Genomic DNA, 15,344 nt, shown 5'->3' with positions numbered 1-15,344 from the left:
GTCAGCCGCTGCGACGGTTCAACGCCCCAGCACCCGTACTTCCGCGAGGGTAAGTGTGTCGGCGTCGGTCTTGACCACCGCGACGTACTGCCAAGGCCCAGCTGGCAGCTGACAGCTGTACGTGCTCGCGTAGGGCAGTGGTGTCGCACCGACGGTGCATGCAACGGTGTGCCCTTGGGACATGTCGTGGGTGTTCGACACCCAGACCTGGAAGTTCTTCCGCTCGGTCGTGTAGTCATAGCCGTCGTTCCGGAAGACGATCTCTGCCCGCGACAGGGTGTACTGCTTCGGAAGGGAAGTCTCCCACCACTGAGTGCCGCCGGTAGTACTGGCGAAACTGGTACTGGGGTTGTCGTCGACAGCCTTGGACGCCGGGAAGGCGCTTGACCACTCCGATTTGGCCTCCGCAGTCTGGCCGTAGGCGACGTTCCAATTCCCTTGCAGGCTCCCGATCTCCTTGAGCCGGTCCACATAGTTCTGCGGGATGGCGCCCGTCTTGTCCGGGCCGACGTTCAGCTGGTACAGGGAGTTACCGTCCTTGAGCCTTTTGAGCTTGGTAAGGATGTCTCCGGCGCTGCGGGGATCGCCGGTTGCGGTGGTGTGGAACCAGGTGCTCTTCGAGTCGAGGGTGTCACTGCCGTCGGTGGGGTTGGTGTTGGTCGCCGGTGGCAAACCATCTATGTTGTTGGCGACTTCATAGACGACGACGTCCGACGTCGTGAGTGATTTCTGGTGGTCGTTGTTGGCTACAACGGTGTTGGGCGAGAGCTCGCGGATATAGTCCCGGACGGGCTGGTAGGGGATCGTGGAGTAGGGCACTTTCCAGCCCCAGCCGTCGAACCACAGGTAGTCGATCTGCCCGTAGTTCGTAAGCAGTTCCTTCAGCTGGTTCTTGACCAATTGCTCGTCGTTGCCGTTCTTCTGGTCCCAGATGGAGAAGTACAGACCCACCTTGAGACCGTTGGCGCGCATCGCATCGACGTACTCACGGACGATGTCACCATTGCCGCCCTTGTACGGGCTGGCGGCAATGTCGTGGGTGGAGTAGGCCGTGGGCCACAGCGCGAACCCATCGTGATGCTTGACGGTGAGAGTCCCGTACGTCATCCCGGCGGACTTGATGGCTTTGGCCCACTGGTCGACGTTCAGGTTGGTCGGGTTGAAATCGCTGGGCGAGGCGTTGGGACTGGCCACCTGCACGTTCTGGTAGGTAGACATGTTGTAGTGAATGAACGCCCCGAACGGGTTATCCGTCACCCACTTCTGCGCAGGCGACGGGTCAGCGGCTTGCACCGTGGCGCCGCCTGAGATGCCGGCCAAAGTCAGACACAGTGTCAGGCAGGCGACCGCGTAGGTTCTCAACAATCGGATCACTTCAAACCTCCTCGCATGAAGGTGTTTCCTATATGATTCAGAACCCTGCGGGAGAGTCAAGAAGGATGACACGTCCAAATCAAACCGCTCTCGCAGTCGACTGCGGGAGTTGATGCCGCCGATCATGCGGCACGCCGAACCCGTCGCCACCGTGAAAACAGACGATATCTCCTACATGCAGGCTCTTGCCCGCCGAGCGCACGCGGGTGCATCGAACCGCCCGCACCCGCCCGCAAGCCGGAGATGTCGGCGCGGGCTTAACTGGCCCCTCCTGCAGATCATATGTGATCTACGGGCTGCGGCGGCGTCACTGCGGTGCCCAGCTCCCCAGTAGCGGGAGGCATGGGCGACTACGCGACTGTCATCGATGAGGGGCGTTTAGGGCGTCACGGTCTGGCTGCGATAACAGATGAGGGCCGTGGGGGGGGTGATGGCGGCGCATGCGGGAAGTACTCGGCCTTGCATTCGTAACGGCGATGCAGGCATCGGCAGCCGGCCGCCACGGCCATCCGTTCCTCGATCCGGCGGTAGCGACCCATTCGCTCCCCGGACGCAAGGCTCTGCACTTTCGTCGGCGAACGGCGCCTGCAGCGGGTAATCCCGCTCTCGCGCATGACCCGCTCCACTCGCTTGCGGCTAATGACATGACCGGCCCGCCGTGCGGCAGACACCCACGGCGCCCATGGCCCCGGCAAGAAGGCGGTGCCGAAGGGGCGAAGAGCGAGCTGACCTGGCGACGGGTGCGCCTGCCACAGTTTCCTATATGCATGCGGGATCGAGGGCGCTCAACCAGGCAGGCCATGACCGGTCGAACCATTACCCTCCGGAGCAGTGAGCGTACGCGGCGCGACTGGAAGCCTGCCCTACAGGGCGCCAGCGGGCCACAGGGAGGGGAACTAGCTCGGCACTTTGCCCGGCCAAAGGCCTTGAACGCGAGGTCCGTTCATGGTTGCAGCGGAAACCGGCGGACTTCGTGTCAGCCAAGAGTATTGACGGGACGGCTCGAGTAGCACACTATCGCGGCAACCATTTCCTATTTGATTTGGAGGTGAGGGGGTTGCGTCTCCGGACCAGATCTCTCCTGCCGGGCGTCGTCGCCGTCGCGGTGCTGGCCGCGGGTTCGGCAGCTTGCACGACCAAGAACTCGGATGAGTCAGGCGGGAATACCCGCGCGGCCGCGCGGCCGGGCAGCGGCACGGCTGTGCTCAAGGACGGGTCGGCCACCAAGGTCGCGCTCGTGCCGGGCGGCGCGCACCCTTACTTCCAGCCTTGGAAGACCGCGGGCGCCAAGGCAAAGAAGACGTACCGGCTCGGGGACGTGACGTTCGACGAGACGGCGGAGTGGGACCAGCAGAAGCAGAACAACCTGCTGTCCACGCTCGCCGCGCGCGGCTACAACGCGTTCGGCGTCTTCGGCGTCTCGCCGACTGACATCAACACCACGTTCGCGGACCTGAAGTCGCAGGGCTTCGCCGTGGCCTCACTCGGCTCCTGCCCGGCGGGCAAGAAGAATGCGGCCGACTTCTGCCTCTCCACGGACGTCGAACTCGCCGCGTACAAGGCGGCCAAAGCCGCCATCGACGCGATGGGCGGCAAAGGCAAGATCGTCCACTTGACGGGCAACAATGTGGACGCCAACACCCAGCTGCGGATCAAGGGCGTCGCCAGAGCCGTGAAGGAGTCGGGCGGCAAGGTGCAGCTGCTGCAGACCGTCACCGACATCGACAAGGACCTGCAGACCGCGCAGCGGGCGGTGTCCGACCTGCTGGCGGCCAAGGGCAATCAGATCCAGGGCATTGTTACCACCGCCTACAACCCGGCCGTCGCCGCCGCCGACGCGGTCAGAAGCTCCGGTTCGCGGGCGAAGGTCGTCGCCATCGACGACGACGCCAAGATCCTCAGCTCGATCAAGCAGGGCACGGTCACTGCCACCGTCGTGCAGAACCCGGTGGGGCAGGCCGAGGTCGGAGCGTGGGCACTCGCGCTGCTGCAGACAAAGCAGTGCACCATGCACACGCCCGGGCAGTCCATCGACTCCGGCTCGTTCGTCGTCACCAAGGAGAACATCGCGAGCTACGACAGCGCGAGGCAGCGGAAGACCGATCGGCTGAAGGAGCAGTTCGCTGAGAAAGTCCTGACGTGCCGCTGACCCCTGCCGTCCCCGCACCATAGAAAACGGACATCACGAGATGAGCATCATCACGACCGCCACGGCCAAGCTGGCCGACATAGCCGTGGAGACGGACCGCACCGACGCGGTGCAGTCCTTCGTCAAGCAGGAGACGGTACTCGTCGACATCACGACGGCGGACGGCAGCGCGGGGACCGGCTACGCCTACACCATCGGCACCGGCGGAACCTCCGTACTGGCCCTGTTGCGGGACCACCTGCTGCCCCTCCTCATCGGGCAGGACGCGCGCAATGTCGAAGCGCTGTGGCAGCGGCTGTTTGCCCTGACCCGTGCGACCACTACTGGAGCCATCACTTCGCTCGCGCTCGCCGCCGTCGACACCGCACTGTGGGACATGCGCTGCAAGCGCGCGGGCGAGCCGCTGTGGCGGCTGGCCGGCGGCCACCGCCAGGAAGTTCCGGTCTACGACACCGAGGGCGGCTGGCTCCACCTGACCACCGACGAACTGGTGAAGGGCGCGCTCCAGGCCCAGGAGGCCGGATGGGCCGGTGTCAAGATCAAGGTGGGCAAGCCGCATGCCGCCGAGGACGCGGAGCGCCTACGGGCCGTACGAGAGGCTGTCGGCCCCTCGCTGCACATCATGACGGACGCCAACCAGTCGCAGACGATGTCGTCGGCTCTCCAGCTGGCAGCCGCGCTGGAGCCCTACGATCCTTACTGGATCGAGGAGCCCCTGCCGGCGGACGACATCAGCGGCCATGCCCGGCTGGCGAATGCGACTCGGATTCCCGTCGCTGTCGGCGAGTCCATGTACTCCCTCATACAATTTCGCAACTACCTCGAAGCGGGCGCCGCTTCCATCGTGCAGGTCGACGTCGCCCGCGTCGGCGGGATCACGCCCTGGCTCAAGGTCGCGCACACGGCGGAGAGCCACAACGTGATGGTGTGCCCGCACTTCCTGATGGAACTGCATGTCAGCCTCGCCGCCGCGGTGCCCAACGGCAGGTACGTCGAGCACATCCCACAGCTGCGCGCCGTCACCCGCAGTCAGTTGATCGTCCGCGAGGGGCTGGCCGTGGCGCCTGACGCTCCGGGGATCGGCATCGACTGGGACGTGGACGCCATCGACAACCGGAGGGTGTCATGAAAGCACCCGTCAACGCGCCGGACAGTGACATCGGCACTGCCGGGGCCACCTCGTCGCGTCCCGTGCACCGGCTGCCGTTCTGGGTCAATCAGCGGCTTGGCCTGCTCGTGCTCGTCGTCGGCCTCGGTGCCCTGTTCGGCGTGCTGCAGCCGTCGTTCCTCAACGAGCGGCTCGTGCTGTTCCCGCTGCTGCGGGACATCTCGACGCTGACGGTGGTGGCGCTCGCCCAGATGGTCGTCCTCTCCGTGGGGCACATGAACCTGGCCGTCGGACGGATGGCCGCCTTCGGTGCTCTGTTCGCGGGATTCGGATACGACCGGCTGAGCCTGCCTCTGCCACTGGGCCTGCTGCTGTGTCTGGTCGCCGGAGCCGCCATCGGCGCGCTGACCGGCTGGATCATCACCCGCACAGGGGTGAGTTCCTTCGTCGTGACCCTGGCGATGGACTTCGCGCTGCTGGGACTCGTCTCGCTGCTCTACTCGGCCCTGACCGAGAACGCTGCCTTCACCGCCAAGCCGTCAGGGCTCGCGGAACTGCGCTCGTACTCGCTGGCCGACTTCTGCGTCGGCCCCGTGTGCGGATCCCCGGTCGTACCGCAGCTGGCACAGTTCACTGTCCTGGCACTGCTCGGCCTGGGTTTCCTGTACGCCTGCACCCGCGTCGGCCGGGAACTGCTGCTCACCGGGGCGAACCCCGCGGCAGCGGAGCTGTCCGGCATTCCCACCGGCCGCCGCACCATCCTGGCGCACACGCTCTCGGGGCTGCTCGCCGCGCTCGCCGGATTCATGGCCGCCGTCAGCACCGGCACGTTCCGTGCCTCCATCGGGGACGACTTCATGCTGCCCTCGTTCCTCGGCTCAGTGCTCGGCGGCACCCTGCTCACCGGCGGCGTCGTGTCCGTACTGGGAGCTCTGCTGGGCACGTCCCTGGTCGGCGTCATCCGCAAGGGGCTCGATCTGCTCGATGTCGGTCTCGAAAGCCTGAACATCTACCTCGGATGCGTACTCCTGCTGGCCCTCTCGGCCGACCGCGTGCGCACCCTCCTGTCCTATCGCAAGGTGGTGCGCTCCATATGATCACAGTCCGGGATCGGGGAGCCCGGGGCATCGCGGTCCTGCGCCGCTTCTCCCGCTCCACGACGATGACGCTGCTGTGCGTGGTGCTCGCCGGTTACGTCGCCCTGGGTGTGGCCTCCTCTGGCTCGTTCTTCGAGGGCTCATCGGTGCGTATCTTCCTGCAGTACCTGGCCACCCCCGTTCTCATCGGGCTGGCGCAGATGGTCGCGCTGTGCGTCGGACAGCTCAACCTCGCGGTCGGCGCGCTCGGCGGCTTCATCGCGTGCCTGATGGGCGTCCTCATGGCAGACCATGGCGTGCCCGCCGGGGTCGCGGTGGCAGCCGGTGTGCTGACGGCGACAGCTGTCGGCCTGGTGACGGGCCTGTTCATCGTGGCGACGAAGATGAACGGCTTCATCGTCACACTCGGGACGATGACGATCCTCCTGGGAGCGCAGTACCGGCTGGCCGGCACGCGCACCGTCGACGGCTACTCCCCCGGCCTGAGGGACCTCGGCAGGGCGGCCCCGCTGAACGTCCCACTGGTGTTCGTCACGGCCCTGGCCGCTGCGGCCCTGCTTGCCGCTTTCCTGTACCGCAGCACCGCCGGCCGGCGGCTCCTGGCGGCAGGCGGCAACCCGCTGGCGGCCAGGCTGTCGGGCATCTCCACCGACCGGCAGATCGTGCTCGCCCACACCCTGTCGGGGCTCTTGATCGGTGTGGCCGCCCTGACCGCAACGGCGTCACTGCCCGGAGTCAACCGCAGTGTCGGCGGCGACTGGCTGCTGCCCAGCTTTGCGGCTCCCATCATCGGCGGCGTCGCGCTCACCGGGGGTTCGGTCGCTGTGCTCGGCACGGTGCTGGCAGCCTTCGTGATGCGGCTCATCGACGCCGCACGCGCGCAGTTCTCGCTCGACCCGAGCTGGGTGAACTTCCTCATCGGCCTGGTCGTGCTCGGCACGGTGGTCGGCAGCCGGATCCACCGGACCCACCTGGAGAAGAAGGGCAGTTCGCCCGGCTGCACACCGCCCGCTCCACCGGAGAGTGACGCGCAGGCGGCTGCCGTCCTGCCGCACATGGGAGGTTCCCGATGAACAACGTCCTTCTCGACTGCCAGGACATCGTCAAGGTCTTTCCCGGAGTACGGGCCCTGGACGGCGTCGGACTGCACCTCACCGCTGGGTCCGTCCATGCGCTGCTCGGCGAGAACGGCGCAGGAAAGTCCACCCTCATCAAGGTCCTGACCGGGGTGCACACCCCCAACAGTGGCCGTCTCACCTGGTGCGGCGACGAGGTGCACCTGCGCTCGCCGCTGGAAGCCACCCGCACCGGCATCGGTGTCGTCCACCAAGAGCGCAACCTGGTTCCGGGCTTCTCTGTGGCCGAGAACATCACGTTGCAGAGCCCTCCCTCGCACCGCGGTCTCATCAACCGCTCGGCGATGACCGCCCCCACTCTGACGTGCCTCGGTGAGCTGGGCCTGGACATCAACCCGGACCAGCCGGTTTGTGAACTATCCGTGGCGCAACAGCAGTTGGTGGAGATCGCGAAGGCCCTGTACACCGATAGCCGAGTTCTGCTTCTCGACGAGCCGACCGCCTCCCTCTCCCCGCAGGAGGCGGAGCGCCTGTTCGAGGTGGTCCGGCGGCTGAAGGCCCGAGGAACGTGCGTCGTCTTCGTCAGTCACAAGCTGGAGGAGGTGTTCGCCATCTGCGACACCGTCACCGTGCTGCGCGACGGCAAGTCCGTGCTCGAGTCCTCGCCGCTCGCCGAATACACCCAGGATGACGTGGTCAGCCTCATGGTGGGCCGCGCTCACTCGGCGACCGAGATGCGTCCGCGGGAGGTGGACACATCCGCGGCGCCGGTGCTCTCGTTGGACGGAATCTCCACCGCCGCTGGGCACCGGGACATCAGCCTGGACGTACGGCCCGGCGAGATCGTTGGTCTGTACGGGCTGGTCGGCGCAGGGCGCAGCGAACTGGTTAAAGCCATGCTCGGCCTCGACCGCGTCACCGGCGGCGAGATCCGTGTGCACGGCAAGCCGGCGCGTATCACCTCTCCCCGGCAGGCATTGCACGGCTTCGGCATCGGTTATCTGACCGAGAACCGTAAGGAGGAAGGTGTCTTCCTGGAGCAGCCCATCGTCCGGAACATCACGGTGACGGTGTGGAAGACGCTGGCGAAGGCGCTCGGCTTTGTCTCCTCGCGCGAGGAGCGGGACGTGTCGCACGACCTCGTCGAACGTCTCGGCATCCGCATTTCCGGGCTCGGACAGAACGCCGGTGAGCTGTCCGGCGGCAACCAGCAAAAGGTGAGCCTGGCGAAGTGGCTGGCGGCCGACACACGGCTGCTCATCGTCGATGAGCCGACGGTCGGTGTCGATGTGCGCACCAAGCACGCCTTCCACGAACTCATCTGGGAGCTGGCCCGCGACGGCCTGCCCATTCTGCTGATCAGCAGCGACCTCCCGGAAATGATCACGCTCGCGGACCGGGTGATCGTGATGGCGGACCACCGGATCCGTGGTGAGGTCGTCAACGATCGTGACTACGTGAGGATGAGTGGGAGGGTCATTCGGATTATTCATGATCGGGCGGTGTCGGTGGTGGGGGCGGAGGTGGTGGAGGCGTGACGCGGGTGGCGCAGGTCATCGGGGTTCGTCCGGAGATGTGTGTGGGCCTCAACTATCGGGATCACGCGGCGGAAACCGGGGTTGAGGTGCCGCCGCGGCCGGTGGTGTTCATGAAGGACCCGTCCACTGTGGTTGGTCCGTACGACACTGTTTTGATTCCGCGGGGCTCGGCCAAGACCGACTGGGAGGTTGACCGGCGCGCGCTCGGCGGCTCAAGTCCGCGACGCTGGTGCACAGATGGATCGTGCGATCCCCGACGTGATGTGGGAGGCGCTGCGGTGGGAGGGCCTGCTGCCGCGGCACGTGCCCGTACCGAAAGGGAGGTAGTCATGCGCATCGCACTGTTCATCACCTGCTTGGCCGACACACTGTACCCACAGACCGGCAGATGATGTTCGGCTCCGACTGGCCTGTATGCACCCTGGCCGCGAGCTGCACCGACGTCGTCACATACACCCAAGCCCTCACCACCACACTCAGCAAGACCGAACAGTCCGCACTGTGGTCCACCGCCGCCGCCCGCATCTACCGAATGCCAACAGACCAACCCACACCGTGACCACTCACCCACCACACACCAGCACACCCCCAGCCGAACCGACATGGGAAACCGCACGGGGCGGCAGATGTACGGCAGCGCAAACCTCCCGCTCCTCCGCCACCGCACACCCTGCCTCTCGCACGGCACCACCGGAAGTGCGACAGAGCCGAACGAATTACAGCCTCGTTGTTCCAGGGTGGCCTTCGGGTACGTCCTGTGCGCACTCGGCCCAGATGACCTTGCCGTCGGTGGTGTAGCGGGTGCCCCAGGACTGCGCGAGCTGTGCGACGAGGAACAGGCCGCGGCCGCCCTCGTCGGTGGAAGCCGCCTGCCGCATGCGTGGCGCGGTACTGCTGGTGTCGGAGACCTCGCAGATCAGGGTGCGATCGTGGATCAGCCGTACCCGGATGGGTTCCGCACCGTAGCGGATCGCGTTGGTGACCAATTCGCTGAGCAAGAGTTCCACGGCGAACGCGACCCCGTCCAGCCCCCACTGGCTCAAGCGCCGCATGGCGGCGGCGCGGACGTCGGAGACGCGGGCCGGGTCGGCGGACAGCTCCCAGGAGGCGATCCGGTCGGGCGGCAGGGCATGGGTGCGGGCGACGAGGAGGGCGATGTCGTCGCCGGGGTGCTCGGGCGCGACCGCGTGCATGACCGCGTCGCAAGTGTCCTCGGGTGTGGCGCCGGGGTGTGCCAGCGCGTCGCGCAGACGGTCGAGGGCCTCGTCGACGTCGCGGTCGCGGTCCTCGATGAGACCGTCGGTGTAGAGGATCAGCTGGCTGTGTTCGGGGAGTTGGACCTCGGCCGTTTCGAAGGGCAAGCCGCCCAGGCCCAGAGGGGGGCCGGCGGGCAGCTCGGGGAATGTCACGGTGCCGTCGGGGAAGACCAGCGCGGGCGGAGGGTGGCCTGCGCGAGCCATCGTGCATTGTCGCGAGGTCGGGTCATAGATGGCGTACAGGCAGGTGGCGCCGACCATACTGGCACTACCGACGCCGACGTTGTCGCCACCCTCCTCCCGGTCCAGGCGCACCAGGAGATTGTCCAGGTGGGTGAGGAGCTCGTCAGGGGCGAGCTCCAGTTCGGCGAAGTTTCGTGCGGCGGTACGCAGCCGGCCCATGGTGGCCGCGGCGTGCAGTCCATGACCGACGACGTCGCCGACGAGGAGGGCGACGCGGGTGCCGGAGAGCGGGATGACGTCGAACCAGTCACCGCCTACTCCGGATTCGGCGGGCAGATAGCGATGGGCGACCTCGACGGCGCCCTGCTCGGGGATGCCGCGCGGGAGCAGGCTGCGCTGCAGGGACAGGGCCAGGGTGTGCTCGCGGGTGTAGCGGCGGGCGTTGTCGATGCACAGGGCGGCGCGGGCGGCGAGTTCCTGGGCCAGCGAGCGGTCGTCGTCCCCGAACGGCGCAGGGTCCTGCGAACGGTAGAAGCTGACGATACCCAGGACGACTTCACGGGCCAGCAGAGGGACCGCGATGAGGGAGTGGAGGTTGCAGGCGAGGAGTCGCTCCGCGTGCTCGGGGTCTTGCGCGATCCAGCCGGCGGCAGACCTCAGATCCGGTTCCAGCACTGCCTGCCCGCTGGCCAGGCACCGCATGTGTGGCGTGGTCGGGCGCAGGTCCAGCTGCTCGCCGACCGGGTAGAAGGGGTAGTTCTCGCGGATTCCGTGCACCACCGTACGGTGGAGATCGCTGCCGGGGGCGATGGACTCCTCGCCACGCAGCACGGCCTCGGGCAGATCGATGGTGACGAAGTCGGCCAGCCGCGGGACCGCTGTCTCGGCCAGCTCCCAGGCGGTGCGGCTCACGTCCAGAGTCGTGCCGATACGGGTGCTGGCCTCGGCCAGCAGCTCCAGGCGGCGTCGTGCCGCGACGGCGTACTTCCCCACCTCCGGCTCGCCCACCAGCACCAGCCTGCTGACCATGCCGTTGGCCGAGTCACCGTTGCCCCGCGCACCAGGGTTACCGGACATTGCGTCGCCTCGGCTGGGTGCTACGCCAGGCAGGGGACCACGCGGCGGGGCGGGAGGTGCCAGGAGCTTGCGTGGCTCGTCGGCGAGGTACGGGACGGCGAGGCCCTGCTGGGACCAGTCGTAGGGAAGAAGCACCTCGATGACGACGCCCTCCACCTTGGATGGGCTCGTCACCGAACGGCTCAAGAGGGTGAGCCGCCGTCCACCAGACACAGGCACCTCGACGGCAGCCTTCTGACCCAAGGAGATAAGATCGGCGGCCTTCTCCACGAGGATCACGTGATCACTCCGGTCCACTCCGTAATGGCCCAGATCCTCCATCCCGATCAGGTGGCCTCCGACGACCACCTCGCCGGTCTGCGCGCGCGCCCTGGCCTCGAGGTACGCCTGTAGCAGGGCGCGCTCGCGCGCCGCGCTCTGCTCCAGCAGCCGACGCTCGACGGCTTCGGCTGCCTTGCGAATCAGGGCCCCGATCGGCATGTGCGTGGCGGTCCGCGAAAAGCAGCCGGCGAGGACACCCTCAATATGGCCACTGAGGGGGTTGCGAATAGGTATGCCCGCGCAGACACTCGACTGATAGCACTCGGCGAAGTGCTCAGCACCATAGACGTGGCAGAGGCGCCTTTCCTCGAGCGCGAGACTGATGGCGTTGGTTCCAGCGAACCGCTCGGCAAACACGAAGCCTGGCGTGCTGTGGATCGGAGGAAGTTCTCGGGCCATCGCCGCTTCGCCGAAGCGGCGTAGAAGCACCGCACCGCGTTCATCGGTAAGGCCCACTCGTGCGCTGCTACCCGAGAGTGCAGATTGTAGTCGATCGAGCACGGGCTCGGCTGCGCGAACGAGGCGGCTGTCCACCTCGAGTCCCTGCCAGTAAGGAGGATCCGATCGGTCTGGTGAGAGCCCCATCAGCCGACAGCGCTCCCATGACGTCAGGATGGGACTTCTCACACCCTCTTCGACCTGGTCTCCCTGCAGGAAATGCTCACGAGCGCGCCTGATGCTGAAATTCGCCCCGTGTGTCTCCGACCAGAACATTTAATTCACCGAGCCTGTCACGGTCAGCACACCGCTGCCCCTCACCGGCGGCGCCGGTTGGGCGAATCCTATAACTCTATTCGCGTGTAGGGGCTGGTCGCGGCGAGTATCACGCTGACCATATGGATCCACGGCTCTCAGTTTAGCTTGTTCGCATAGGTCTGAACTCAAACGATTTACCGAACGTGATCGCCCACAAGGGCATTCCGGGGACGTCAAACCGACCTTCGTTTGATTCTGCGCTCCGACCAAAGAGCAGCCTGACCAGCACGAAGGCCCTCAGGAAGAGCCTGCTGCATCATGGCGCCCAGCGGGAGCCGTTACGTTACGTTGCGTAAAACCGCACCCCGCCCCTGGGGCTCGGCAATCTGCGTGGTGGCTGCGTCGGGCTCGCCCCCAGATCTCCGGCCGGGCAAAGCGAAACTCCTTGCTGTGTTTGTGCGGGCGACCGACCGGGGGCGGCGGTTCCGAAACCTCCGGCGGTTCTGAGCCTGGTGAGCCGGGAGGGCTCGGCAGGCTTCTGCGGTCGGCGATGTGGATGCGGTCGGCCTCGCACGAATACCGCGAGGCCGCACAAGGCGGCACCACCGAGTGGATCGGTGCTGCCGCCTTGTTCCCGTAAGGACGGATTGCGTCCGCGGTCGTCAGATCATGCGCTTGCCGGTGGCGAGGTTGCCCTTTCCGTCGCCGGTGTAGAGGTAGGGGAGGTTGTTGTACCAGCGGCCGAGCAGGTCGGCCTTGCCGTCGCCGTTGAAGTCGCCGCGCAGGACGGTCTTCATGGCGTCCCAGGACGGGTCGTTCCACAGCTTGACGGACTTGCCCAGCGGGCCGGAGCCGCTGCCGAGGTAGCGGCGGAAGCTGCCGTCCTCCCACACAGCGGCGACGTCGGTACGGCCGTCGTTGTTGAAGTCCCCGGTGACGAGGTGCTTCATCGAGCCCCAGCTGTTGTCGTGCCAGAGGCTGCGGCTGGTGCCGTTGAGGGTGCCGTCGGGGCGGGTGGGGTAGGAGTGGATGCTGCCGTTGCCCCAGATGGTGAGCAGGCCGTCGCGCTGGGTCCCGTCGATCTTCATCGGGACGATCTTGCGCATGGTGGTCCAGGAGTTGTCGTGCCACATCTTCCGGCCCGGGCCCAGGGCGCCCCGGTCGTTGCTGGTGTAGAGGTGGATGGAGCCGTCGTACCAGATCGCTGCGATGTCGCCGCGGCCGTCGCCGTTGAAGTCACCGGCCACGATGTGCTTCATGGTGGCCCAGCTGTTGTCGTGCCAGAGCTTGCGGCCGTACCCCAGGGTTCCGTCGGTCTTGCTGTAGTAGACGTGCAGGGAGCCGTCCTTGGCGATGGTCACGACGTCGGTGCGGCCGTCGCCGTTGAAGTCCGTCGAGGCTATGCGCTCGGTCATGCCCGCGAAGGCGGGGCGTTGCGGCTTGGGCTGGGGATCGGGTCCGGGCTGCCCGGGGTTGTGAGCGTGCATGCGCTGAGCGACTCGCTTGCGCAGATCGGGCAGCTTGTCGTAGAGGTGCTCGCCGGGGCAGACGGTGTTGAAGACATCGCGGTGGCCCGAGATGACGTCGAGGGATACCTTTTTCCCCTTCGGATAGCGATTGCCGTTGCCGCCACCGGACGTCAAGGTGGCCTTACCTTTGGGGTCCAGGCCGTACTGGGCACCCTTCCAGGCCAGGAGCGTGGCCAGACCGTCCATCATCGGTTCGCTGGGCTGGGGATTGGGGCCGCTGCCTTCGACGTTCGACTCGAAGTTTCCGAGGGTGGCGACGCCCAGAGTGTCCCGGTTGAAGCCCAGGGCGTGCCCGGCCATGATCGCCTTCGGGTCGGAGGTGGGCGACGCGTCGGTGCTTCCCTTGCGGCCCTCCCAGACGCGGCCGAAGCGGTCCACGACGAAGTTGTACGGGAAGTCGCCGTACCCCAGGTTCCTGATGGCGTTGGTGTAGATCGCGCGCAGCACGCCGGGAACGTCGTCGCGGCTGTACTGGTTGCCGTTCACCGTGTGGTGGATGAACATCGCCTTCACGGTGTCCATGCGCTTGTACCCGGAATCGGCCAGGGACTCGTCCGCGCCCCAGTCGGCCCGGGAGTGGACCTCGGGCCGCAGGCGGTCGGCACCGCCCGCCGACCACGCCGCAGGCTTGATGCGCGTCTGCTGCGGGGCGGTGCCCTCGGCCTTCTTGTCGGGATTGATGAGTGACAGCCGCAGACCGGCCGGCAGCTCCCCCTTGGGAGTGGTCATCCGCAGCTGTACGCCGTCGGCGGTGTCGGAGAAGAAGACAGGGCTTCCGGCACGCGTGGCCTCGTCGTCCGTCATCTGGTCGCCGCCGAGCGGGATTTCCTGCCACTGGCTCCAGGATCCGCCACGGTGGAAGCGGGCGAGGGCACGCGCATCGTGGTCGAGAGGGGTGCCCTTCTCCCAGCTGAGGGCGATCACCCGGAACGGCTCCGTGGAATTCTTCCGCAGCGTGATCTCCTGGTTGGCCTTCGAAGGCTGGGTGTTCGGCTCGGGCGTCTCCTTGGTGTCCGTAATCGGAACGTTCGTCAGCTCCGTGACGGGTGCGGCGTCAGCGGCCGGGGCCAGAAAGTCGGTCCGGGCGGGAGTTTCGACCGTCAGGACGGCGGTGGTCAGCGCTCCGCCCAGCAACAGGGCGGTGAGCGCTTGCGCGGTACGCGCTTTTGACATGGCTACCCCTTCGGTATGGACGCTCAGAAATAGGCAGAAATACCCCGGGGTTTAGTCAAGCCTGAACGGACGCCACGCCCAAGTGAAAGTCCCGGTAATAGCTGAAACAACTTGCCAAAAGCATTAGGCGGTTAAGTCAGACTGATGACTGCCGTTGTGTCTGGTATGCAGAGAGGGCGTTCAGAGGTGCTCTGTGCAGAGCACCTCAACGGGCCTGCCAGGAGGGCTGGTTCCTGGAGCTGGTCGACCCACTGCACGCGGTCCATGTCTCGCGGTCCTGGATGGGCCGCGGCGTTTTCCTGTAGGGCGCGTCGACTGGTTCTGTCTGGACAGTCAGGAGTAGTGGCCAGCCGTCCACTTCGTGGGGGTGTGGCGTTTTCGATGCGAGCGCCGCCGACATCGAACGGGACGGGGTGCGTGGCGCGCATAGGCTGCCGGAGCTGGGTTGAGCGGGTGCTGCTCGCCTGCAGCCTGTGGGACGGCGCCTTTGCCGCTGCGGGTGCGGCAGGCGATGCCGGCTGACACATCGCAGGCGGCGCAGTCGAACTATTCGACGGCGGCGGCAGGTTCGGCGAGCCCAGGCATCTTGCAGCAGGGCCATACAGCGCAGGGCCCGGGGGAGATCCGTGCCCTCTCACCGCCCCTATGGCAGCCTCGCGCAGACGCCGACGACTTCCTGAGGCAGTGGCAGATCAGGGAGTGCTCTTGGCTTGTCACTCCGAGGCGTAGTTCAACTTCCGTGAGTTTTCTGCGGAGTCCACCCTCCT

General features: G+C 66.5%; 9 protein-coding genes and 1 pseudogene. 7 read left to right on the top strand and 3 right to left on the bottom strand.

The features are described from left to right. Window positions 1-18: 18 nt before the first annotated feature. Window positions 19-1,374 (bottom strand): alpha-L-fucosidase, encoded by a 1,356-nt coding sequence (locus BKA18_RS34355; RefSeq protein WP_366048622.1) that lies wholly within the window; start codon window positions 1,372-1,374, stop codon window positions 19-21. Window positions 1,375-2,431: 1,057 nt separating this feature from the next. On the opposite strand from BKA18_RS34355, the gene BKA18_RS34350 reads away from it, so the two are divergent. The 7 genes and pseudogenes from BKA18_RS34350 to BKA18_RS34320 all read left to right on the top strand — a co-directional run bounded on the left by BKA18_RS34350 (window position 2,432) and on the right by BKA18_RS34320 (window position 8,901). After that, the gene (locus tag BKA18_RS34350) at window positions 2,432-3,523 is read left to right on the top strand and encodes a sugar ABC transporter substrate-binding protein (protein WP_366048630.1); all 1,092 of its coding nucleotides are present in this window, start codon (window positions 2,432-2,434) and stop codon (window positions 3,521-3,523) included. Window positions 3,524-3,563: 40 nt separating this feature from the next. Further along, window positions 3,564-4,652: a mandelate racemase/muconate lactonizing enzyme family protein gene (locus BKA18_RS34345; protein ID WP_366048623.1), complete on the top strand. Its 1,089-nt coding sequence runs from the start codon at window positions 3,564-3,566 to the stop codon at window positions 4,650-4,652. Beyond that, a complete protein-coding gene (locus tag BKA18_RS34340) occupies window positions 4,649-5,728 on the top strand; it encodes an ABC transporter permease (protein WP_366048624.1) in 1,080 nt (359 codons plus the stop codon). Before BKA18_RS34345 ends, BKA18_RS34340 begins: the two co-directional genes overlap by 4 nt. Next, complete coding sequence (locus BKA18_RS34335; protein ID WP_366048625.1) at window positions 5,725-6,801, top strand: ABC transporter permease; 1,077 nt, start codon at window positions 5,725-5,727, stop codon at window positions 6,799-6,801. The genes BKA18_RS34340 and BKA18_RS34335 overlap by 4 nt, the downstream gene beginning before the upstream one ends. After that, complete coding sequence (locus BKA18_RS34330) at window positions 6,798-8,342, top strand: sugar ABC transporter ATP-binding protein (protein ID WP_366048626.1); 1,545 nt, start codon at window positions 6,798-6,800, stop codon at window positions 8,340-8,342. Before BKA18_RS34335 ends, BKA18_RS34330 begins: the two co-directional genes overlap by 4 nt. Before the next feature lie 35 nt (window positions 8,343-8,377). Then, window positions 8,378-8,537, top strand: a pseudogene (locus tag BKA18_RS34325) (fumarylacetoacetate hydrolase family protein); the annotation flags it as partial. 193 nt (window positions 8,538-8,730) lie between these two features. Continuing rightward, a complete protein-coding gene (locus BKA18_RS34320; protein WP_429638736.1) occupies window positions 8,731-8,901 on the top strand; it encodes an amidohydrolase family protein in 171 nt (56 codons plus the stop codon). 157 nt (window positions 8,902-9,058) lie between these two features. Here the strand turns inward: BKA18_RS34320 and BKA18_RS34315 are convergent, their stop codons facing one another. Further along, a complete protein-coding gene (locus BKA18_RS34315) occupies window positions 9,059-11,893 on the bottom strand; it encodes a SpoIIE family protein phosphatase (protein WP_366048627.1) in 2,835 nt (944 codons plus the stop codon). A 644-nt stretch (window positions 11,894-12,537) separates the two neighbouring features. Beyond that, on the bottom strand, window positions 12,538-14,577 hold the full coding sequence (locus tag BKA18_RS34310) for an FG-GAP-like repeat-containing protein (protein ID WP_366048628.1): 2,040 nt from the start codon (window positions 14,575-14,577) through the stop codon (window positions 12,538-12,540). Window positions 14,578-15,344: the final 767 nt, after the last annotated feature.

The sequence above is a fragment of the Streptomyces auratus genome, from assembly GCF_050433025.1.
GTDB lineage: Bacteria > Actinomycetota > Actinomycetes > Streptomycetales > Streptomycetaceae > Streptomyces > Streptomyces sioyaensis.
Note: the sequence above shows the minus strand (reverse complement) of the source record. Positions and strands in the feature narration are given on the sequence as shown.